Source organism: Mycobacterium sp. NTMscope_MAC_12 (genome assembly GCF_976985675.1).
This window is the reverse complement of the sequence record NZ_CDRJYY010000001.1, coordinates 3414348-3437050: the sequence shown is the minus strand read 5'-3', so window position 1 is coordinate 3437050 and position 22703 is coordinate 3414348. Positions and strand designations below refer to the sequence as shown.

Here is a 22703-nt window from a genome sequence, read left to right as displayed (position 1 = left end):
CTTTTGCGACGGAAGTCCCAGCGTTGTGCCCGCAAAGGACAGCCCACCAATCATCAATTATGTTGCCGCACACCATCTCTATGCGCGACCTGGCCCAGGAATGCATCGTCGAATCGGTAACCGGTCGGGCCGAACTCGAACCCTCGTCCGCTGCCTTGGTCATAGCAGTACACCCCGCCGTTGCGCAGGGAGCGACAGGTGAGCATGGCGGCACCCAGCGATCCGTACGTGGCGGTTTGGCCGGCATCGAGCACCTCCATCGACAAGGGCGCACCGAGTGGCCCGTCGGCGCACACCGACTGTGGGCCCCTCGCCCGCGCGTAGCGCCACGATGGCGCCGTACCACTTGCTCTCGCACAACGGGTTAGCGCTCACGGCTTGACGGCGCAGACCGTCTGCGAGTTGGCAGCGCACCGACGGCCTCGAACCGGCCGGTGGCCTCGCACACCACACCGGCCGTGGCAAACCATGAGGATCCCGCCAGTGGGGCCGGGTTCTCCAAACGGTCACCGGTGAACTCGCGCACCTGCCCAGCCGCCTGCCACAGCGCCCATCCGGCCACCAGCACGCCCGCCGCAGTAGCTGCCAGCTTGGTCGCACCCTTGACCACGGACCCCCCCGCACCCCACCCGCTGCGCCGACCGTCGATGACCTGGGCAGCTCGCAGGGCGTCCTGCTGGCCCAAGCGTGGGGCCGCCGCTCGGCGCCGCTGCACGTACGGCGGCACCCTGCGGCCGTTGCAGTCGGTGTAGCCGCTGATCGGTACCAACCTCATGCTCGGCATCGTGCACGTGCACACCGACAACCTTCCGTGCTCCGTTAATACGCCGTCACGTGATCGAGCCCGCTGAAGCCGGCCTGGCCTTTGCTGATCAGCTAGTCACGAGGAATATCGAGTTGGCTTAGTGCAAGGCCAGCGGCTGGAGGCTGCGGTTCGTCAAATGTTGTGTCAGCCATGCTGGTCGCCCTTCCTTATTTGACGGCACAGCCGTCTCAAGTCACCGCAGAGCGACCGCACGTCAAAATAAAGACGAAAGATGCTCGAAGGTGGCAGCAAATTATGTTGATAGAGGGGTCCTAATGTCAGCGTGGCGCGAACGCGACGTGCTGGCGAAGCAGAACCCGCACCCGGGCCGGAACTAGCCGGGGCGGGCTGACGATCATCCGTCCCGCTGCCCGAGCTGCGTCTTTGCGCTCACCGAACTTGGTGACAGCGGGATCATGCATCCGCCACGGCGAAGCGCGGTACTTCGGTTGCGACGCAACGATCTCCAGCATCGTCTCGATGTCCTTCACGTCGCGGTCGGAGTGCCGCACTGTCCATGCCAGCATCTTCATCACGAACGCGGCCTCAACGTCGGGAAGCGGGACTTCGAATTCCAGATAGGTGCCGTCGGTGAGCCGCGCTGTGACCGCGACCTGGATCGGCGGTGACGCCAGCGCCAGGCGCAATCCGGGCGCCCCGTCAAAGGCCCGTTCCCCGAGGTATCGCTTGCCCGCCTTGGCCTCGGTGGGTACCAGGAGATCGACCGCCTGCCCACCGAGCTCGTATCGGTTTCCGCTGGTGTCCGTGTAGCCCAGCGCAGTGAGCTGGTCGTGCAAGTCGCCGGCGACAGCTACCTGCTCGTCAATTCCGGTATCGGCATCGGAGGTCACCCGCGGGATTCCCGGCACGTCATAGACATGACGTAGCAGCCGCACCATGTGGCCGCCGATGACGCGGTAATCCAGGTCAGCGGCTACGGTGAACACGTCGTGCAGCGCGCGCATCCCGTTGTCATCGGCCACGGCGGTGCACGCGACGATGACCGATACCGCGCCGGTCACCGGCCCGCGATCCAGTCGTCGAGTCGTTGCAGGGCGCCGTCACCAGCATCAGCACCGGCGTTCATATCCTGCAGGACAACCACCGGGTCTGCGGTGATGATGTCGGAATGCTGCACATCGGTGAGCTGGTTCCACCACGCGGCGGTCGCCCACACCGTCGAGTCGGCAGGAACACGTACGGTCAAGGTTGCTTCCTCAGCGGTGGCTTGCACCAGACCGAAGTCGGTGAGGTCGATCAGCTCCTGGGCGTAGACCAGGCCGTGTCTCGGCACCCGCCACGGCGCCAGCACGTCGGCGGCGACCTCACCGCCGGCGATCACCGGCACGGTCAGCTCTGCGCCGAGCCGGATCGCGCTGCGGACCTGGTCGGTGACGGGGTCCATCCCGTACCAGTAGGTCTCAACGACTCCGTCATCGGCTGGCACTGACGCCAGCTCGACGAGCGACTCCCGACGAGCGTCGGGCGCCATGGGGGTATCTGGCAGCGGCTCCTTCTCGACCATCTTCGATACCGCCTGCTGGCTGACGGCGATGGCCGCGGCGAGGTCGCTTTGGCGCAGGTGCTCGCGGGTGAGCACGCAGACCCGCTCGGCCGCGCGCCGCCGCCAGCTACGTTCGCCTGCGCCTCGGTGTGGGCGCGCCCCCACGGGGGCACGATAGGTCGTCCCGGAGAGCACCAGTTCGCCGGTGCTGGCGACGCTGAGGTCCACGTTAGTGTCGGCCAGCAGAGCTGAACGTGCCTCCTCGGATATGGTTTCGCAGATGAGGAAGATCCGGTGGCCGGGGCGGCGATCGCGGCCCAGCACGGATGCTGGTGACGACACTCGGTCGGCCAGGACGAGTTCGGCGGTGACCGCGTGGTTGCCATCGCGGTAGGTGATGCTGCGGGCATCGCCTGTGACCACCGGCACTCCGGCTTCGACCAGGCGTGCAGGCACCGACGTAGGACGCATTTCTTTACTCTAACACCGAGGGAAAGTCAAACAACTATATTTGCGGATGGGGGCACACAGTTGTTTGACTGGTACTGCGGAAGGCGGGTATAATTGGGTTCCCCGACGATGGCTGCGCTGCTTCGTCTACGCGCCGGGTCTTTCTAGTCCATCAGGCCGGGTCTTTCTAGTCCATCAGGTAGACCATCTCGGGTCTTGGCTTCGGTGTCGTATCCAGCGACCTTGGCATGTGGCGCTCGTGCACCACGAGCGCCCGTCGCGGTGGCAAAACTGGGGCGTCGGGTCGGGTATCGGGGTGGTAGCTCATCGCACACTGTCCCGGGCGACCCGGATAACTGGCCAGTGCGCATCGCGTAGTGAACCGGTCGCTGAATCACGGCTGTCCTGTTGCCTGGTCGCAGTCGAGTGTGTGTTGGCTGACGCTTGGCGTCAAGGCTCAACCCCTGGTTGACCGCCGGCGGCACGGCCTTGACATCAACTGTCAGCCAACGGATTGCGCTGATATGGCCAGGCAAGGAACAACTCGAACGTTGATACTCTTTCGTGGCCAGCACCCGGATGTGTCGGCTGTGAGCTCAGCGCAGCAAAGTGGCGATGTCGGCAAGGATGGCGGGGTTGGCGATGGTGACTGCGAGTTGTTGGCGCTCACAGGATTTGATCAGCCAGGCGGTGAATTCTTCACGGCTATAGGGTTTCTCACTCCGCTGGCTCGCGGCGTGCGCCGGGAAGCTAGCCATCGGGCACCTCGACAGGAAAGCCGCTGCGCTGCGGTTGTTGTGCCTCGCGCGCGGTATGACGCTGTTGAATGCGCCGTAGTGAGGCACTGATGATCAAGGTCCGCTCACCGAGGCTGGCATGGCCGGCGCGGTCAAACTCCCACCCCACCAGATCCTCATTATCAACGGGGCTAGCGGAATCGTCACTCGATCCTGAACCAAATTGGCGTGCAGTGCTTTTCGAGTGTTGTTCGCGAGTCCAGGTAGCGCGGCGTTCACGTAGGGAGGTCATCGTGGTGGAGTAACGGCGGGATTTGCTGGTGATGTGGCCGCGGAACCCGAGGGTGTGCAACCAGCGTCTGATGCCGCTTAGCCCTTGGTCGGCGAGCTCGCTGATAGTGGTCAGGATGGCGCGCACATGCTCAGACACATCCAAGTCCGGGATCGCCTCGGTTGAGAGACGGCGTGCGTTGATCCCCAGGTCGGCCACTGATTTAGTGACGTATTTGGCGAGATAGCGCGCCACCTGTCTGCCGGATAGCGATCGGCCGGTAGGTGGATTCTGTTCTGTTGGGGCACTCGTCACCGGCTCACAGGATGCGCTGATGGGCTGGGTGTCGAGCTGTGTGCCGAAAATGATCGTCCGCACGGCGCTGTCGGCGGTTGGGTCCTGGATGGTGAGCGTCACGGCGCGGGCGGCGTACTGAATGATGCTGGCGAGGTCTGTTGCGCTAATCGGTGATTCCCACTCGGTCTGATCGGGATCGTCGTGGGGGTCAAGGCGAATCAGAGCGTGGATGTGCGGGATGGCGCGGGCCTGCAGTTCGACGATTTTGATGAAGCTGACCCGCACCGTATCCAGGTCGCATGTGGCGGCTTTCAGTTCTTTGCGTAGCGCGCGTCGCAGGGCGATGGTGAAGCGGCGCCATAGTTCGGGAAGGTGCCAGGTGAACAGCACGTGCCCGGCATAGTCGTAGCACTCTCGGCAGAGTGGCTGGCCGACGTGTGGATCATCATGGTCGTGGGTGGTGCTGCACCATAAGGGCTTTCCGTGCGGGCAGCGGCGGTATCCACCAATCCGACGGTGGCCGCGGCATACCTGCTGGTCCTTGTCCCTTGACTTCGTGGTGGTGTGGACAGCCCCGTAGCTGGGGGCGGTGAGGGTGACAAATACTTGCGGGCGGTGCGCCACCGCGGCGGGCATGTCGTGGTGGCCGCCTGCGGCGCCGGCGTGTACGAGTTGCCAGGTGTCGCGGGCGTAGAGGTCTGAGCATGAGGGGCAGATGTGGGCGCGTCGGTTGTTGCACCGTGTCCATACCACTCGATCCCGACCGTATTCATCGGTGCTGACCAGTTGAATGGGGTGGGCGCAGAAGCCGACGGATTCTGCTCGTTGCCACCATGTTTCATATCCGAATGAGGAGGCGCGGCGCACCATCTGATCCACCACAGCAGCGGTGTCGATCGAATCAGGAACGCCGGGCAACACCATGGCACCCTTTGGTGTGATGGCCATCGTCACGGACGATCCCCACCCAAGTCGGGACTGCTGGCATTGCGTGGCGTGTCACCGCCGTACCGGCGAACTGGTGCGCTGAACCGCGCAGCGAGGGTGGTGATGTCGTGGTCGGTGACATGGAAGGCTCGCACCCGTTGCGGTTGGGCGCTGCCGTCGATAAGCACATAGCCCACACCCGGCGTCGCATCGGAGATACGGTCACATTCAGCGCCGGCGTCGCGTGCGCCCTGGCCGAGGACCATGGTGGTTTGGGTGGCTTCGGTCAGCCGCAACCCGATGCGCACAGTGAAGAGTTGCCGCACGGGCAGTGTCTCTTTGGCCGGATCTTGCACCGCGGCCACCACACTAATCCCCACGGCCCGGCCCTGGGAGAGCAGCAGACCGAGAAGTTGTTCGATTTCGGCGCGGATTTTGCGGTCGGTGACGTAGGCGGTGAGCGCGGCAATCTCATCAATGACCACGACGAATAGCGGTTCGGATGGTGTGGGGGTGTGTAGACGGGTCTTGCCGCGCAGCCGGTTTGCTCTGGCGTGCATCACCTCCACCAGTTGGCGCAACAGGCGCAGGGTGGTGTCGGTGGCGTCGTGGGTGAACACCGTGAACAGCGGTGCCCCGGCGCCCAGTTCCATGCCCCCTTTAGGGTCGATCACGCATAGCCGCACGAGCCCGGTTTTCACGGTGGGGGCAATCCCGGCGATCAGTGACCACAACACGCTGCCTTTGCCGGCCCCGGTGGCCCCAGCTGTCAGCACGTGATGGCCCAACAGGGGCAGGTACCACCAGTGGCGAGTTTCGGTGATCCCGACCGGCACCGCCCGTAAATCCACTGAGGTTGTCGAAGTGGCTATGGGCAGGTCGACGTGGTCAGCCAGCACGTCGCCGCGCATGAGGGTGATGCGGAGCTCTCCAGGTGCGGTCGAACGGATAGTGATCCGGTCGGCGCGCCAGGCGGCGGCCAGTGCGTCGGCTTGTTTGTGCCAATCAATCAGGGATTGCCCGGTGACCATCCGCAGCGTCAGAACGTCGGTGGTCTTGCCGATGTGTACCGACTGCAGGGTTGGCACGAGGGTGCATTCACCTAGGCGGGCAGTCAGTCCGTGCAAGATGCACACCGATTCCCAGGTGCGGGTGTAGCGCGACCAGGTCAGCCAGCGGTGCCGCACCGGTTCGGTCACCCAGGCATGAAATGACCGCGGGTCAAGCCATGCCCATCCCACATACGCGGCACCGAACGCGACGGCGGTGATCAGGCCCGGCTGTGGGCCGTGGGTGATGGCGACCGCCAGACTGGCGATGATGGGGATACTAATGGCGGGGAAGAGAATCGACCACCACAGCAGGTACCCCATGGCCTTGGCCAGAGACAGAATCAGATCTTCGAACCAGTCGCCTTGAGTCGACCCAGAGCTGTTGGTGTGCTTGTTGTTTGATGCCATGACAAGTGCCTTCCGCGAGTTTCGGCGATAACAGTCCCGTGTTGGGGCGCGACAGGCGCCCACGCCGCGCCCCAACAATCGGGTTATTTCTGCGGGCGCGCCTGTTCGCTGGATATAGCGGCGCCGGTCGTGGGGGTAATGGCGTCGGCGCGGAAGGCCACGCCGTTGCGGTCACCTTGAGCCCAGGGGATGGCCACCAGTCCTGACACCGATACCTGCTGTGTCACACCGATTTTCGGGTCACCGGCTACGGTCACATTGAGTACTTCGCCGCCGGTGTCATCCAACGCCAGCAGCTGCGCAGCGTAGAGCGGTACGCCGGTCGCGGTGTCGACTTTGGGGCTGCCGGTGTCGAAATTCAGCCGCGGCTCGGCCGCCCTGGTGACAATGAACCGCGTCCCGGATGTATCAATTCTCAAACGCATTGTCCTGCTGTTCCTTTCGTGATCTGTACACGCCCGATCAGGCGCAGATTTCAGTTCACGCGGACACAGCAGGCATCACCAGGGACCTTTGCCTACGTTGCCGACACGGCCACGGGCATTACAGACACAGGCAGGGACATAACCGCCGGCATTGCCCGACACCGGGCCAGTCGCCGCCGTCATGGCACACTGGAACCCGAGGCCGCCACACGCGGCGGCATCGACACGGGAGGTCTGTGCGAGGGGCCATGGAAAGTGCCGATGATTGCCCGGTTTTCGCGATGATGCCCAACGAGCGGCTCAAACAACGACTCCACGCCAAGGGGCTATCGCCGGCTCAGTTCGCCCGCGCGATCGAGGTGGACCTCAAGACCGTTCGACGCTGGCTGTCCAACACCGATCTCAACGTCCGGGGGGACAATGCCCGCCGCGCCGCCGACGCACTCGACTGCACTCCACACGACCTGTGGCCCAACCAATTCCCGCCCTCCACGATCAGCACACTCTCTACGATCACCAGTGCGCCATTCACCGCGACGCTCTACGCCAGCCGCACCCAGTTACCGATCACCGCATGGAAGCAGCATTTCGCTCATGCGAGCACCGGCATCGACATTCTGGTGATTGCGGCTACGTTCCTGTTCGACACGCTCGACGGATTCCTCGATATCCTGCTCGACGCCGCCAAGCGCGGCGTGCAGGTCCGTTTTCTCACCGGAGACCCCGACAGCGCCGCCATGACCATCCGCGGCGCCGAAGAAGGCATCGGAGAAGCCGTCATCGCCCGCTGTCGCACCTCCGTCGAACTCCTCACCCCATATACGGGCACACCGGGACTACACATCCGCACCCACGACAGCACGCTGTACACGTCAATCTTCCGCGTCGATGACACCATGATCGTCAACTTCCACATCTACGGCTCCCCGGGACGCAACAACCCTCTGCTCGTGCTGTCCCGCCACCATGAACCACGCCTCTGGACCACCCTCGAACAGGCGTTTGACCGTGTCTGGGACAACGCCACCGCCCTGACCAGGAAAGGTTGATTTTGGAATGCGGACCGACTACTACAATGACCCTAACGCCCCCCAACCCAACAGCGTGGTCCCGTCCGCCTCAGCCATCGTCACCGACGAACAAGGCCGCATCCTTCTGGTCAAACGCCGCGATAACACCCTATGGGCACTGCCCGGCGGCGGACACGACATCGGCGAAACCATCGCCGACACCGCCGCGCGCGAAGTCAAAGAAGAAACCGGCCTCGACGTCGGAGTCACAGGGCTGGTTGGCGTCTACACCAACCCCCATCACGTCGTAGCATTCTCCGACGGGGAAGTCCGCCAACAATTCTCGCTGTGCTTCACCACCACCGTGCTCGGCGGCACCCTGGCCATCGACCACGAAAGCACCGACATCACCTGGAGCCACCCCGACGACATCGCCGCGCTGGATATGCACCCCTCGATGCGACTGCGCATCGACCACTACCTGCAACACCGCGACCGCCCCTATCTGGGCTGAGCTGGTCTCACAGCCAGCCGCGCACCCGGCCCACCGCTGCCAGCAACTCCTCCCGCGCGGCATCAACAGCCCGATGCACCGGATCATCGGGCCCATAGCGTGCCAAGACATCGCTGAGCCGATCCTCGACCGACACCGCAGAACCATCAGGTCCAGTCGTCAAATCACAAAACGTCAACGCGTCCAACACCTCTCGGGGAGGCTCGCTGAATGCCGATAAGCCCGACACGCCCCGTTCGCATGCCTCCCCGCGCGCTCCGCTATGAAACGCCACCAACGACGCAACCAGCTCCCCAAAGCCTGCCGATCGGGCAAACATCGCGCCATCGAGGGGATGGAAACCGGTTTGGCGCACCGACGGCGCATAGCCGATATCGTGTAGCCAGGCAGCCGCCACCAGACAATCAGCAGTCTCGGCGTCGAAATGTCGGCCAAGCTGCCCCGCTGCCGCGACCACACCCCGCACATGCGCCAACCGCCGAGGCTGCCGAGCAAGCCGCGTCTCGGCCTCCCACCGTGCACGCTCTGCCAGCACCCCGCTCACACCAGCCAGCCTACGAGGCCCACCGTCATCTCGCAGTCCCCATCCCACACCTGCACACCGAACACAGCGTGTAACCAGCACGCATCCAGTGGCCACCTGCGGGCTTCGCTTCGCTCCCTGTGCTCCCGTCCGCTGACGCTCCCGTCCGCGCCGGTCGCTACGCTTCGCCCTCCGTCCGCCACCACAGCAGCGCCCATCAGCAACGACCTCCGCGTGCGCCCTGGCATTACTGAACGGCCGGCGACTCCGCAGCCCCGCCCCACTGCCAGCATGATCCCGGGAAGCTGATCCTAGCTCAGGGCGACGCCACCCCGCTCGTACCAACCGGGCCGGACCGCCTCTGACCTGCGGTGTGAGAATTTTCTTTACTGGTATCAAGCGGCTGTCCGGTCGGCTATTTCCTGGATTCGCTTGCCGTGTGGCGCGAAGCGCACCGGGCTGGCACTCACCCCGCCTTGGCCCCACCTGCTTTCTGCGCCCGCTGCTGGCAGTATGGCGGGTGAACTTTGCCGAGATGGCGACGGCGACGACCCTCAGCTCGCTAGCGTGAAATATGTAGTGGTCATTTAGCTAAACGCGGGAGACATCCAGATGAGCTCATCCAGCAAGCGCGATAACACTATGGAGCCCACTCCCAGCCGGCCCGATGGTGACGGGCACGGGCTGCGCATCGGCAGCGCCGGTGAACGCCATCAGAAACCGTTGATGATCGCATTCGCGTTGACCGCCACCTATGCCATCGTGGAGGTCATCGGCGGTATCGTCACCGGGTCCCTGGCGCTGATCAGTGACGCTGCCCATATGGGTACCGATGTGCTCGGACTCGGGCTCGCCTTGTCCGCGATCTATATGGCAAAGCGGCCGGCCGCAGACCAGCGCACCTATGGCACATACCGGTTGGAGGTGCTGGCCGCAGTAATCAATGGGCTGTTGCTATTTGGCGTCGCCTTTTACGTCCTCTATGAGGCGGTGCGGCGCTTCCTCGCGCCGCCAGAGGTACTGGGTGTGCCGATGTTGATCGTGGCCACGGTCGGGCTGGCGGTCAACATCATTTCCTTTCGGCTGCTCACCGCAGGCGCCAAGGAGAGCCTGAATGTCAAGGGGGCCTACCTGGAGGTGCTCTCCGACATGCTCGGTTCGATCGGCGTCATCGTCGGAGCCATCGTGATAGCAATCACCGGATTCCGCTATATCGACGCCATTGTCGCCGCGGCTATCGGCCTGTTCATCCTTCCGCGCACCTGGCAACTCATGCGTCAAGCGCTGCGCATCATCATGGAGGTCGCACCCCCCGGAGTCGACGTCAACGGCGCCGCCCGTGACCTGACCGCAATTCCGGGTGTCCGTGAGGTCCACGACCTGCACATCTGGACGGTCACCAGCGGCATGGAGGCCGCAACCGCACACGTGGTGATAACCGATGGCGCCAACTGGCACGCTGTGCTGGACTCAAGCCGCCAACTCCTTGCCGAACGCTACGGGGTAACCCATTCCACAATCGAGGTCGAGCCTGCCGGCCACGTCGAACAACCCGCCGGCTTCTGACCGCAGCGAGCAAACGGGTGTCCGAAGCGAAGCCTCGACACCAACGTGGGCCGCCGGAAGCCGCTGACGACACCTTGCATCTGTCGTGAACCAGGCTCGCGCGACGCGAAACGTTTACACCGCGCAGTCTGAACGACCACCAGAGAACGGCAGTGTGCTCGCTTCTCGTCGGCTCAACAACGCGTTCGGCACGGTTCCAGCCGGGTGCATGGAACATGCTGGTACCACACAGCAGTGCGAGTCGGGCACCCGGGCATTTGGACCCGTAAGCCTATGGGCACGTTCCTACACAACGCGTCCCAGGAGGTCCAATGATTGGAGGTCGGCGGCTGATCTTACGCCCGAAGTTGCGCGTGTGTTCGCCGACCTGATCAACGGACCACTGGCGCGGACGCCCTTGGAGCGTTCGGCGCCAACAGGATCCGATCCCGCTGCCTTCGCCCACAACCTGCCGCGCGTTGCCGCAAGCTGGGATCAACCGCAACTCCGTCGCGCGGGACGCCACACTGCGCCACAAGGTCGTCGACGTTTCGGCCCGCCTGACCCGACCTCAACGCCGACCTCTTCTGCATCTGCTCAGCCATTGGCCCTGGGCTGACGCATGGCTGACGTTGTGGTGCAACATGATCGGACAGCGCCCACCACGGCTGACCGCCTGACGATCGCCGAGAAGGCCGGAGCGGAGCAACAAGGAAGCCGGGCAGACCAGCGGATACAGCACGCCGTCCGTCGAAATCATGATCAGACCAGTCGGCGTCAGCTAACACCAGCCCCCGGTGGATTCAGGCTAAGGCAGCGACGGCAGCGTGATCTCCGATGGCAGCGTGATTTTCGACGGCAGTGATGGGAGGGTGATTTCCGACGGCAGCGACGGCAGCCGAAAGCCGCCCGACGTGCTGGTGGTCGGCGCGGTAGTTGCCGTAGTTGTCGTTATGGAGGGGCTGCCGCCCTGGCCGCCTGTGAACAGAGCGACGATGCCCCAGGTGATCAGGGCGATGAGGATCGCGAGGACCGCTCCTAACAACACCACGCGCCTGCGATACCAAGGGGTGAGACGCGGCTGGTTTCGACTCTGGCCGAGATTTGTATAGCTAATCTGGTCATCGCCACCGTTATTCGGAGATTCGTAGCGGGCCACGGTGCCCGATCGTAACAGTTACCATTCACGCCCGGAACGCTTCCGGGTCGATGGGCGCGAGCCAGGTGGTATCGCTGGCGCCCAGCCGCAGTCGCAAAGTGAAGAACGGGCTACTGCGCGTGGGCAATTGCTGGGTTCCCCTCATGACACGAAATTTGAAAGCCGTCACGGAGTTTAGCGCTGCTACTGACAGCGATTCTACTGCAGGTGAGCACTTAACCGCGTGACATCCGCGGGCCAGATATCCACGACGCGGTGGCGCGGAGCCGCGATACTGATGACGCGAACAGTCGACCCGAACAGTCGACCCTGCTTGCCGTGGTGCTTGGCCGTAGGTAAGCAGTATGCACGCGCCTCAAAGCATGGGGGGTGTGCCGCGAACGAGCCTCGACTATTGTGCCTGCGGCCCACTGCTGCGGGTTCGCCGCCCGGGGCAGCCATTGGGGGATCGCGCTACGCGTTTAACGGCCCCAGAAATGGTAAACACTTTCGCCGTGAAGCGATGCGTCCACTGCTCACTTTCGCGGCATCTGCGTTGCCGATGAGCCAAAAATTCGATGACGTGCTCGTTGATCAGGGCGGCGCGCTTGATTCGCGGTATCACCCCTCGGCGGCGCTACGGCGTCAGCTCAATAAGGTGTTTCCCACGCATTGGTCGTTTCTGCTAGGCGAGGTGGCCCTGTACAGCTTCATCGTGCTGGTGATCACGGGGGTGTATCTGACCCTGTTCTTTGACCCGTCGATGACTGAGGTCACCTACAACGGGGTCTATCAACCGCTGCGCGGCGTGGCGATGTCGAAGGCCTACCAGTCGACGCTGGGTATCAGTTTCGAAGTGCGCAGCGGGTTGTTCGTCCGGCAGGTCCACCATTGGGCGGCGTTGATGTTCGCCGCGGGGATCATGGTGCATCTGGCCCGAGTCTTTTTCACCGGGGCGTTTCGGCGGCCCCGGGAAGCGAACTGGGTGATCGGCGCGCTGCTGCTGATTCTGGCCATGTTCGAGGGCTACTTCGGCTATTCGCTACCCGATGATCTGCTGTCGGGCACCGGGCTGCGCATCGCGTTGTCATCGATCACGATGAGCGTCCCGGTAATCGGCACATGGCTGCACTGGGCGCTATTCGGTGGCGACTTTCCCGGCGACATCATCGTTTCGCGCATGTACGCCATCCATGTCCTGATTCTCCCGGCGATCTTCGCGGCACTCATCGGCGTGCATGTGGCGTTGGTGTGGTTTCAGAAACACACCCAGTTTCCCGGTCCCGGCCGCACCGAGAACAACGTGGTGGGTGTGCGGGTCATGCCGGTGTTCGCGGTCAAGTCCGGCGCGTTTTTCGCGATGACGGTAGCCATCTTGGGTCTGATGGGTGGGCTGTTGCAGATCAACCCGATCTGGAATCTCGGTCCCTACAAGCCGTCGCAGGTGTCGGCCGGTTCCCAACCCGATTTCTATTTGATGTGGACCGAGGGGCTGGCTCGCCTTTGGCCGGCGTGGGAACTGTACGTGTGGGGCCACACCGTGCCCGCGGCGTTCTGGGTGGCGCTGCTCATGGGAGTGGTATTCGTCCTGTTGACGAGTTATCCGCTCATCGAGAACAAGATCACCGGCGACAACGCCCACCATAACCTGCTGCAGCGGCCGCGCGACGCGCCGGTGCGCACCGCCATAGGGGCGATGGCGATCGCCTTCTACCTGGTGCTGACCTTCAGCGGAATGAACGACATCTTGGCCTACAAGTTTGAAGTCTCGCTGAACGCTACGACCTGGATCGGTCGCATCGGGATGGTGGTGCTGCCGCCGATCATTTACTACATCACCTACCGGTGGTGCGTCGGACTCCAGCGCAGCGACCGCGCGGTGCTTCAGCACGGCGTCGAGACCGGCATCATTAATCGCCTTCCGCACGGCGCCTACATAGAAATACATCAACCGCTAGGAGACGTCGACGAAGACGGTCACCCAATTCCATTGGAATATCAGGGCGCGGCAGTACCCAAGCGGATGAACAAGCTCGGCGCCAGCGGCGCCCCCGGCACGGGCAGTTTCCTGCGGCCAGATCCGGCCGAGGAAAGCGACGCACTCGCCCGCGCCGCGCAATCCGCTGAACGGCACGCGATCGCTGCGCTGCGGCAACGCCAGACAGTCACTAGTTCAGGCGACGGGCGAGCGATCAGAGACGACAGCCAGAAAGCCGAGATTCCCCCGAGGTCGCAGAGGCATCAGCTATAAGGGGTAGCGATGTAGAAAAACCGAAGAAGTACGACAGAGAGTTACGCGGAGCAGCGGTTCGGATGCAATCCCACCCCGTAGGGGATGCCATTCGGCGACGTCAACACCCGTTCTTTGACCGAGGAGGGCACCACCCCACACCCGGGCAGGCCGCCGCCGTTTCGTCAGCCGTGAACACGTTGCACCACCCAGACCTCGCCGGCGCGCCGCTCGCACGCTCAACCCGTGGCAAGCCAAACAACGATGTCGTAGCCCCACACACGGTCCTTGTCCTTGCAGCGCCGCAGCAAAGAGCAGTATTATGCTGGTCGTCGACCGTTTCCCACGAGACATATTCGTTTGGGCCACTGGTTTTCCCTCAGGGTGTCAAAGGTCTTTTAACGCGGGAGCGTTGCGGACCACCGACATGATTTCGGCTGGTGCGCGCGCAACATCATCGACATTCGATGATCATGAACGGCACTGCCAGAGCGGCCGCAATGGTGGCGAGGATGGCGTTCCGGTGATCTGTTGGATGTCGTTGTAGTGCGGTAGGTATTTGGCTTCGGCGGCGAATCGCCCGTTGCGTGGCGTGCTCATTTGGTGACCTTTCGGATTGGCCCAAATTCATCGGCCGCTGAGCTGGACAGCCTTGACGATGAGCAGGACGGCGCCGACGACGAGGTAGCCGCGCAGCGCAATCATGCCTAGACGGGTCCCTGGCGACCACGTCACGGGCTCTAACAAGGTCAGTGGTGGCATTCGCCAGCTATTGCGGTCAATAGGCCGCGCCGGGCTCGATGCCGCCGGTGGTGAGGGCTGGCGGCGACCCATCCAACGAAGTGCCGGTACCGTGGCTGCGGCGAGTATGACCAAGGTCAGTGCCAGGTAGCCGGCGACAACGATCACGTCGAGGCCGGGGAACAAGGTAGTCGCCATCAGGATTCCCGACAGCAACAGCAGGACGCCGACGATCAGCCCGGCAACCCAGTTGAGCCAGGGCCGATTCACCCAGGGGCCCAATACTTCCCGGTCGTTGCACAGCAGCAGGAGGAACACGCTGGCGCTGGGCAACAGCAAGCCAGCGAGGGCCTGCACGGCGGTGGTGATCAACCCAAGGGGGGCGCCAGGAATCAGCACGATCGCCGCCGCAAACGCCACCATTGCGCTGTAGGAAAGGTAGAACGGTTTGGCATCGGCGAACCCCCGGTGCAGCGAGTGTTTCAGGCCGAATACGTCGCCAAAGGCGTAGCTGGTGGCCAGGGTCACTGCGGCGGCGCCGACGATCGAGGCGTCCATCAGCACGATCGCGAACAACCAGCCGAGCGTCGAATTGTGTTGGCCCAGCAGATGCGAGATGGCGCCGGCGTCGGTGAAACCACCTGCTGTGCCAGTGGAGCGCGCCGCCCAATCGCCGATCATGACCAGCGCGGTGGCGCCGATCACCACGATGAACGCCCCCAACACCGTATCGGCGCGCTCGTAGCCCATAAATCGAGGTGTAATGCGCTTGTCGACGACGTTGGACTGCTGAAAAAACAGCTGCCAAGGCGCCACGGTGGTGCCGACGATGGCAATGATCAAAAGCACCGCATCCGAGGTCACGCCGCCGGAGATGTTCGGCACCACAAATGATTTGGCGGCGTGGGCCCACTGTGGGTGCGCCATCAACAGGATTGGGATCTGCACCAAAGTGATGGCGATGAAGACGAACATGGCCCGCTCCCACCGGCGAAAGCTGCCGCTGGCCATGATCGCGATGAGCGCGATCGCTGAGACCGGAACGACAATGTATTTGGAGATACCGATGTAGGTGGCGGCCAAAGTGATGCCGATGAACTCGGTGACGATCGTGAGGAAGTTGAGCAGGAACAGGTCGCCGACGGAGAACCAGCCCCAGCCGCGGCCGAAGCGTTCGTTGATCAAGCGGGCGTGTCCGACGCCGGTAACCGCGCCGAGCCGGACCACCATCTCTTGGTTGACGATGAGCACCGGGATGAGCAGGAGTAGCACCCACAGCAGGGAGTAGCCATAATTTTGGCCAGCTTGGGTGTAGGTGGCCACCCCGCCGGCATCGTTATCGCCGACCATCACAATGATTCCGGGACCGATAATGGCAAGCAGCGTCAGCAGCCGCGTCTTGAAAGTGCGGGGATGGTCGGTTTCCGCGACGTTAATGCGCCCGAAGGCGCCCTCGATATTACCGAGGTGAGCCGAGTCAAGCACAGCGGTGCGCTTCGGTGGTGGCGACTCGGATCGGTGAGTCGCTGCTGCGTGGCCGGTGGCCTTCTCGCCGGAGGTCACGGCGCCTCACTCTCTGGTGCAGGCGCGTCGCGATCGTCATGCGGTGGGGTGATTTCGCGGACCGGGCGGGGGGCGGGTTCGCGGCGACGCCAATCCTCGGGGATGGTGGCTTCTAGCACGTCGTCGACGGTGACAACCCCGAGCACGCGGTCCTGGCCGTCGACGACGGGGATGGAGTAGAGGTTGAAGTCGGCCATCAATAGGGCGACGTCGGTCAGATCGGCTTCAGCGCCGATTCGAATTGGGTCGCAATCCATCAGTGCTTCAACGGTTTGACCGGGTTCGGCTTGCAGCAGGTCGATCACCGACACGACACCAGCCAGGCGGTTGTCTTCATCAAGGACATGCATCTTGACCAATGCCTCGGGCTGTATCGTCGTGGCGCCCGCGATCAGTGCCAGCGCCGTGCCGGCAGTGGTGCTTGCGGCGCAGGAGACGAAGTCGACGTTCATCAGGCCGCCGGCACTGTCGGGGTTAAAGCCCATCAGGGTGATCACCTTCGTGCGCTGCGGGCCCGGCATCAGCTCCAGGACGCGCCGGCGCCGCGATTGACGCAGGTCTGCGATCGCGTCGGCGGCGTCGTCGGCGCGCATCCGGCCCAATAGTGCGGCGACCTCGTCATCGGCCATGTCATTGAGCAATCGGCTGGCCTTGTCAGGGTCGAGTTCTTCGAACACGTCGGCTTCCAATTCCGGGTCGCTGCGGACCCGGTCGAGGATCTCCCCACCCTCGGCTTTGTCAGCGTCTTCGAGAAGATCAGCGATGTCGGCGGGTTTGAACCCGCCGAGCCGGCCTGACTGACGTCGCGATGCACCGGAGCGGGCGTGGCCGATCAGTGGTTCGAATGCCTTCCAATCTCGGGCCGCATGCCCACCCCGACTTTTGACTAGTCCGAAGAACCGCGCCGGGCGGCGGGTATCCAGACGGGCAAGCACCCACCCGCCGCCGGTATCTTCGAGCTCCACGTCATAGGCGCGTACCAACTCCACGGCAGCCACATCGATCAACCGGTGTCCTAGCACATCAGCGCGCAGCAACACCTCGCCGTCGCGGCGTTCGAAACCGCGCAGATCGATTTTGTGTGTCGCCAATACCACGCGGTCTGGGGCGTACTGAGAAATGGAGGGGCTGCCGATGAACACCCGCCGCCTCCCCACCACAGCGACGATCCCACTCACCAACGGATACTCGTCGGCGCCGCGCAGCCGCACGATCACGTCCTGCACCCGGCCCACAGCCTCGCCCGACCGGGCCAGGACCGGCGCGTGCAGCAACTCTGAGAGATGCATAACCGGGTGCGACCCGACCTGCTCAGCCGACGGCTTTGGTCCACTCACTTGTGCTCCCCTTTCTCACCGGGCGCTCCTCGGCCTCAGGCGTTAAGCGGCCCACTCGAACGGGAGGCCCGTGAGCCCAGACACGCGCCCTTTAAGGATGGCGCTGCGGGGAGGCGCGACAGCATGGGCAATCAATTGGCGACCGGGGACGACACCGCGGCTTGCTGACGGGTGGTGCCGACAGGCGCCCCCGTTGAGTGTTCGTTCGCGGTCGCGGTTTGACCGTTCATCAGGCGGTAGCGGATGAGTCGAGAGCTGTTGGTGACCACCGCGACCGAGGATGCGTTGTGCAGGATCGCGGCGAGCACCGGCGATAGGGCCCCTCCGGCGCCCATGAGCAGACCGACGGAGTTGACGGCGATGGACATGCCGTAGTTCTGCCGGATCACCGCGACGGCTCGTGCACCCAGATCGGGTACGTCAAGCAGGCGCTGCAGGTTGTCGTTGGCCAGTGCGATATCGGCGGTTTCCACGGCGACGTCGGTGCCGGCCAGCCCCATGGCGATCCCGATATCGGCGGTCGCCAGTGCCGGCGCGTCATTGACGCCGTCACCGATCATCGCGACGACGTAACCTTCGTCTTGAAGTTGGCGCACCGCCTGAAGCTTGTCTTCGGGTAGCACCTCGGCGCGCCACTCGTCGATACCGAGTTCGCCGGCCACCACCTCGGCGGTATCCGGATGATCACCAGTCAGCATCACGATGCGCCGAATGCCCTTGCTGCGCAACTTGTTCAGCACGTCGGCGGCCTCGGGGCGGATTTCGTCGCGCAGGCTAATCAGCCCGACCAGCGTGCCGTCCACGGCAAGCAGCAGCGGGGTCTCGGCCTGGCGGCGCAGTTTGTTGACCCACTCGGTTGCCTTCTTGGACACGCGGACTTTTTCGGCACGCAGCAGCGAGGGGCTACCCAGCAGCAAAACGCGGCCATCAGCCCAGGTGCGCATGCCCAGGCCGACCAGCACTTCGCACTGTTCGTGCGGCGGGATCGTGATGTGGCGTTCGGTGGTCGAGCGGATCACCGCTTCGGCGAGCGGATGACGTGAGTGGATCTCTGAGCTGGCCGCGTAGGCCAGGACCTCTTCGGGTTGCCAGTCCTTCTGGAAGGCAACAACATTCGTCACGACGGGGCGCCCAACGGTCAGCGTCCCGGTTTTGTCGAACACGATGGCGTTCACTCGCCCGGCTTGTTCGAGGTGTGACCCGCCCTTGATCAGGATGCCGCGGCGCGCCCCGTTGCCGATCGCGGCGCTGATCGCGGTCGGGGTCGACAATCCCACCGCGCATGGGCACGCGATCAACAGCATGGTCATCGCGCGCCGGATGTCGCCGGTCAGCAGCAGAGTTGCCGCGGACACGATGAACGAGATCGGGACAAATCGGCGCGAGAAGTTCTCACCGACGGTTTGAATCGGTGCCCGGTCGTGTTGGGCCTCTTCGACGCGGGAAATGATGCGCCCGATCGTGGTTTCGCTGCCCACCGCGGCCGCGCGCACCACCAGGCGTCCGCGTACCACCACCGATCCGGCGTGTACACGGGAGCCGACGACCATGCCGACCGGCAACGTCTCTCCGGTGATCGCCGACTGGTCGACCACCGCTTCGCCGTCGAGCACCTCGCCGTCCACCGGGATCGCCACGTGATCGTGAATGACGACCTCGTCGCCGATTTGCAAGGTATCGATGGGGACTTGGACTTCGCTGCCATCATTGGCCCTGATCCAGGCGGTGTCCGCGGTGCCGCGCAACAGGTCGGCGATGGCCCGCCGGGTGCGGCGCAGCGTCAGGTCCTGCAGGTACTCGCCGATATTGAGTAGCCACAGCACGGTCAGTGCGACCACGTTCTCCCGCAACACCATGCTGGCCACCGTGGCCACCGTCACCAGCGTGTCGGTGCCGGCGCGGCCAGAACGAAGCGAGCGTAGCGCCCCGCGGAAGAACGGATAGCCCATGAACACCGTCGCGCCGGTGGCCACCAACTGACCCTTGGGGCCCAGCAGCGGCGGGCGGCGGAAACCGTAGCGGCGCACACCCAACAACACCAGCGCCGCCCCGCCGATCGCGATGCGCAGTACCTCAGTGTTGCGGACGTCCGCCGAGCGCGGCGTACGCGCGGGAATCAGCTCAGCTGCAACGTCTTTGGCCGCCGCAATGGCCGCCATGATCGCCGAGCGATCGCAACGCTTGGGTGAATACCACACCACGACCGATCCGGTGTGGGGATAGGCGTGCACCGCGCGCACCCCGGTCTGCTTGTCCACCTTGTCTTCGACGGCCACCGCACGACGGGAATCCGAACGAACCCACGGAACATGCAATCTCATCCGCCCCGCCGCATCGGAGAGGACTTCTACGGCGGTGTCCTCGACAACAGTCATAACAGCGATCAGTGGTCGTGGTCGTGGACCGCGGCCGCAGCCGGTGGGGAAGCCTCTTCGCCGATGCGTTCACGCGCCTCGGCGACCACGTCAGCCGCCTTCAGCCGAGCCGACTCCGCTACCACTTCTGCGCGACGCGTCCCTCGCAAACTCAACTCCGCGGCCGCGACCGTCGCCCGACGCACCGGCGCCCCACCAGCCGCCTTACGCAACAGCTCATAGGCACTCACGCCCACCAATCCCGTGAACACCGTAGCGGCCGCCTTCGCCGCTAGCGCATGCGGAAACATCAACTTCCTCCTCGTGTTCGGCCCTGTCGGGCGCATTTCATCTACTACTCATTCGACCGTAACATAGATACATCGCAATATCACTATGAATCGACCTTTGGCGAACATCATCAGGGGGGACGTACCCGGATCGTGTTCCCTAGGTCCGGGATTGCAATAATGAGGTGTAAACGGCCATCGGCCACAGCGTGTCGGGCCGGAGGGGCCGTCTGATGACTAAGGCGCGTCGGGCCGAACGCCACGGCTCCCCGTAGTGTTTGGCCGCCCGGGCGAATGCGGCCGTGACTCGGCCGTTTCCGGGGTCGCAGAGGGTGGCCATTCGGTCGAATCTCCAGACTCGGGTCACGCCGCCGAGTTCACGGGTCACCTGGTCCAGGGCGGCGAGCAGGTGCGGTTGATCCTGCGACGGCGACCACGCCGCTCGCCACTTGCCGGAATGGGCCAGAACTCGACGATTGACAACGAGCAGGTGCGCGGTTTTGTCTTACCCGCAGGACTCAGGTTAGTTGGCAGTTTTGGCGAGTCCCTGTCGGTGTTTGGTTTCAAGAGATCTTTGACGGTCTGTTCTCAAGAGACGCTTGACGTTTCGGCCTTATTCGTGATCTTGTTCGGTCCGGCTTTGTTGGTGTCGGGGTGGGCGGGGTTGTGGATCAGCAGGGGTTGGTGGAGTACCGGTATCGGGCGGTGTGCGAGGTGCTGGGTGGCTCGCCGATCGGTGAGGTCGCGTTGCGCTACGGCACGACGCGCCAGTCGCTGGACTCGTGGCGGGCGCGGTTTAAACAGGAGGGCATGGATGGGCTGGCTGATCGGTCTCGTCGGCCGCATTCCAGCCCGAGCATGTTGTGCGCTGATGTCGAGGCCCTGATCTGTCAGATGCGTCGGCAGCATCCGCGCTGGGGGGCTCGCCGGATCAGCCATGAACTGGGACGTCAGGGTCTGGAGCGAGTGCCGTCGCGGGCAACGGTGCATCGGGTGTTGGTGCGCAATGGCCTGGTCGATCCCCAAGCCCAGCAGCACAAACGCAAATACAAGAGCTGGCAACGCGAAGCGCCGATGCATCTGTGGCAGCTCGACATCGTCGGCGGGGTGCCGTTGGCCGATGGGCGCGAGTGCAAACTATTGACCGGCGTCGATGACCATTCCCGGTTCGTCGTGGTGGCCACTGTGTTGGCCACTCCGTCCGCGCGGGAGGTGGCTGAGGCTTTCACCGCGGCGATGCGCCGCTACGGGGTGCCCGCCGAAGTGTTGACCGATAACGGTGGTCAGTTCACTGGGCGGTTCATCAAGCCGCTGCCGGTTGAGGTGATCTTTGAGAAGATCTGCCGCGACAACGGCATCAAACAGCGGCTGACCAAGCCCCGCTCACCGACCACGACCGGCAAGATCGAACGATTCCACAAGACGCTGCGCACCGAGTTCCTCGATCACGTGGCGCCGTTCGAATCGATCGTTGCCGCCCAGCAAGCGATCGACGGTTGGATCGCCGCCTATAACCATCAGCGCCCGCATCAAGCGCTGGATATGGCGGTGCCGGCCAGCTTGTTTCGACCCAACGGCCCGACTCGCCTCGACGCCGAGCAGTCCACTGCTCCCGGGGTTGCGGCCCCGGCGGCGCTGGTGATCGATGTGATCGAGCCACCCCCGCTGCCGCCCGCTGCGGGCACTGCCCTCGAGTTCGACGTGCGGGTCCCGCCCAGCGGAGAGGTCACGATCCGCTCCGGGCGCCAGTCGGTCGCCGTGCATAAGAGCCTGGCCGGACGAACCCTGCACGTGTGGGCCGATCTGCGCAGCATTCACGTCAGCCTCGACGGCGAGGTCCTGCGCACGGTGCGCTCTCGACTCATTCCCGATGATCTGCGATACATGGCGATGCGCGGGGCCCGGCCGGCCGGCCCCGAACCCGAGCGCCCCGCGTTACGCCGCGCCAACGGCACCGCGGTGATCCGGCCCGGTGATGCGGTGGAGATCGAACGCACCGTCACCAAAGACGGCACCGTCTCGATCGCCGGCACCACCCACCTAATCGGGTTCGCCTGGGCCGGACGGCGCGTCACGCTGCGCCTCGACGGACACTTGATGCACGCCGTGATCGACAACGCCCTCGTCGGCACCTGGCCCTGCCCCATAGACACCGGGCAGCTGGGCCGTCTGAGCGGCGCACGTCCACCGGCCACGCCGCTGCCACCCCCACCGATGCCCGCGGGATCGCTGCGTGCTCAACGCAAGGTCCACGACAGCGGCCGGATCATGGTCGCTGGCCAAAACATCAAGCTCGGTCCCCGTCACCGCGGCAAGATCGTCACCGTCGTCATCGAGGACACCCACTTGCGCATACTGCACGGCGAGGAAGAGATCGCCGTCCGTCCCCGACGAAACCTCAAACCCATCACCCGGTTTCACGTCAGCGGCGCAGGAGCCATCCCCCAAAATCGTCAAGCATCTCCTGACGGCAAAACGTCAAAAATGTCCTGAGCCCATACATTGAGTGCGCCGTGAGGCGCTGTGTATTCGAGAGGGGGTGTGAGACCTCCTCTGCCGATCCTGTCGCAGCAGGGCGGTGA

20 protein-coding genes and 1 pseudogene are annotated in these 22703 nt (G+C 64.0%); 5 read left to right on the top strand and 16 right to left on the bottom strand.

Annotated elements, in window-relative coordinates:
- Positions 1–53: 53 nt before the first annotated feature.
- The 8 genes from AC0KS4_RS15515 to AC0KS4_RS15480 form a co-directional block, all read right to left on the bottom strand.
- On the bottom strand, positions 54–260 hold the full coding sequence (locus AC0KS4_RS15515; protein WP_008260788.1) for a hypothetical protein: 207 nt from the start codon (positions 258–260) through the stop codon (positions 54–56).
- 104 nt (positions 261–364) lie between these two features.
- On the bottom strand, positions 365–775 hold the full coding sequence (locus tag AC0KS4_RS15510) for a hypothetical protein (RefSeq protein WP_041321066.1): 411 nt from the start codon (positions 773–775) through the stop codon (positions 365–367).
- Positions 776–1083: 308 nt separating this feature from the next.
- A complete protein-coding gene (locus AC0KS4_RS15505; RefSeq protein WP_008260785.1) occupies positions 1084–1827 on the bottom strand; it encodes a hypothetical protein in 744 nt (247 codons plus the stop codon).
- Positions 1824–2780 carry a hypothetical protein gene (locus tag AC0KS4_RS15500; protein ID WP_225325532.1) on the bottom strand — a complete coding sequence of 319 codons (957 nt, stop codon included), beginning with the start codon at positions 2778–2780 and terminating at the stop codon, positions 1824–1826. The genes AC0KS4_RS15505 and AC0KS4_RS15500 overlap by 4 nt, the downstream gene beginning before the upstream one ends.
- A 575-nt stretch (positions 2781–3355) precedes the next feature.
- Positions 3356–3517: a hypothetical protein gene (locus AC0KS4_RS15495; protein ID WP_008260783.1), complete on the bottom strand. Its 162-nt coding sequence runs from the start codon at positions 3515–3517 to the stop codon at positions 3356–3358.
- A complete protein-coding gene (locus AC0KS4_RS15490) occupies positions 3510–5012 on the bottom strand; it encodes a replication initiator (protein WP_310917267.1) in 1503 nt (500 codons plus the stop codon). Before AC0KS4_RS15490 ends, AC0KS4_RS15495 begins: the two co-directional genes overlap by 8 nt.
- Positions 5013–5014: 2 nt before the next feature.
- Positions 5015–6451, bottom strand: coding sequence for an FtsK/SpoIIIE domain-containing protein (locus tag AC0KS4_RS15485; RefSeq protein ID WP_014942901.1), 1437 nt, complete (start codon positions 6449–6451; stop codon positions 5015–5017).
- 83 nt (positions 6452–6534) lie between these two features.
- The gene (locus AC0KS4_RS15480) at positions 6535–6876 is read right to left on the bottom strand and encodes a hypothetical protein (RefSeq protein ID WP_008260780.1); all 342 of its coding nucleotides are present in this window, start codon (positions 6874–6876) and stop codon (positions 6535–6537) included.
- 248 nt (positions 6877–7124) lie between these two features.
- Here AC0KS4_RS15480 and AC0KS4_RS15475 point away from each other — a divergent pair, with 248 nt between their 5' ends.
- Together AC0KS4_RS15475 and AC0KS4_RS15470 are read left to right on the top strand one after the other, a co-directional pair.
- Complete coding sequence (locus AC0KS4_RS15475; protein ID WP_008260779.1) at positions 7125–7925, top strand: helix-turn-helix domain-containing protein; 801 nt, start codon at positions 7125–7127, stop codon at positions 7923–7925.
- 7 nt (positions 7926–7932) lie between these two features.
- Positions 7933–8400, top strand: a complete 468-nt coding sequence (locus AC0KS4_RS15470) for an NUDIX hydrolase (RefSeq protein WP_008260777.1) — start codon at positions 7933–7935, stop codon at positions 8398–8400.
- A gap of 7 nt (positions 8401–8407) precedes the next feature.
- On the opposite strand, the gene AC0KS4_RS15465 is transcribed toward AC0KS4_RS15470, so the two are convergent.
- The gene (locus tag AC0KS4_RS15465) at positions 8408–8944 is read right to left on the bottom strand and encodes an HD domain-containing protein (RefSeq protein ID WP_036429517.1); all 537 of its coding nucleotides are present in this window, start codon (positions 8942–8944) and stop codon (positions 8408–8410) included.
- 621 nt (positions 8945–9565) lie between these two features.
- Here AC0KS4_RS15465 and AC0KS4_RS15460 point away from each other — a divergent pair.
- On the top strand, positions 9566–10489 hold the full coding sequence (locus AC0KS4_RS15460; protein WP_008260765.1) for a cation diffusion facilitator family transporter: 924 nt from the start codon (positions 9566–9568) through the stop codon (positions 10487–10489).
- A 787-nt stretch (positions 10490–11276) separates the two neighbouring features.
- On the opposite strand, the gene AC0KS4_RS15455 is transcribed toward AC0KS4_RS15460, so the two are convergent.
- Complete coding sequence (locus tag AC0KS4_RS15455) at positions 11277–11627, bottom strand: hypothetical protein (RefSeq protein ID WP_225325533.1); 351 nt, start codon at positions 11625–11627, stop codon at positions 11277–11279.
- Between the two features lie 541 nt (positions 11628–12168).
- On the opposite strand from AC0KS4_RS15455, the gene qcrB reads away from it, so the two are divergent.
- Entirely contained in the window at positions 12169–13857 is a 1689-nt protein-coding gene (gene qcrB, locus AC0KS4_RS15450) for a cytochrome bc1 complex cytochrome b subunit (RefSeq protein ID WP_036429510.1), read from the top strand.
- Positions 13858–14307: 450 nt separating this feature from the next.
- Here the strand turns inward: qcrB and AC0KS4_RS15445 are convergent, their stop codons facing one another.
- From AC0KS4_RS15445 to AC0KS4_RS15420, 6 genes and pseudogenes are all read right to left on the bottom strand, one after another.
- The gene (locus AC0KS4_RS15445; protein WP_255642287.1) at positions 14308–14436 is read right to left on the bottom strand and encodes a hypothetical protein; all 129 of its coding nucleotides are present in this window, start codon (positions 14434–14436) and stop codon (positions 14308–14310) included.
- A gap of 27 nt (positions 14437–14463) precedes the next feature.
- Positions 14464–16062, bottom strand: a complete 1599-nt coding sequence (locus AC0KS4_RS15440) for an Nramp family divalent metal transporter (RefSeq protein ID WP_008257385.1) — start codon at positions 16060–16062, stop codon at positions 14464–14466.
- A 74-nt stretch (positions 16063–16136) separates the two neighbouring features.
- Positions 16137–17429, bottom strand: a complete 1293-nt coding sequence (locus tag AC0KS4_RS15435) for a magnesium transporter MgtE N-terminal domain-containing protein (RefSeq protein ID WP_008260758.1) — start codon at positions 17427–17429, stop codon at positions 16137–16139.
- Between the two features lie 179 nt (positions 17430–17608).
- On the bottom strand, positions 17609–19852 hold the full coding sequence (ctpC, locus tag AC0KS4_RS15430) for a manganese-exporting P-type ATPase CtpC (RefSeq protein ID WP_014942896.1): 2244 nt from the start codon (positions 19850–19852) through the stop codon (positions 17609–17611).
- A gap of 8 nt (positions 19853–19860) precedes the next feature.
- The gene (locus AC0KS4_RS15425; protein ID WP_008257367.1) at positions 19861–20142 is read right to left on the bottom strand and encodes a DUF1490 family protein; all 282 of its coding nucleotides are present in this window, start codon (positions 20140–20142) and stop codon (positions 19861–19863) included.
- A 214-nt stretch (positions 20143–20356) separates the two neighbouring features.
- A pseudogene (locus AC0KS4_RS15420) lies at positions 20357–20623 on the bottom strand (IS21 family transposase); the annotation flags it as partial.
- A 164-nt stretch (positions 20624–20787) separates the two neighbouring features.
- Between AC0KS4_RS15420 and AC0KS4_RS15415 the strand changes: the two are divergent.
- Entirely contained in the window at positions 20788–22614 is a 1827-nt protein-coding gene (locus AC0KS4_RS15415; protein ID WP_014942895.1) for an IS481 family transposase, read from the top strand.
- The last annotated feature ends 89 nt before the right edge of the window (positions 22615–22703 follow it).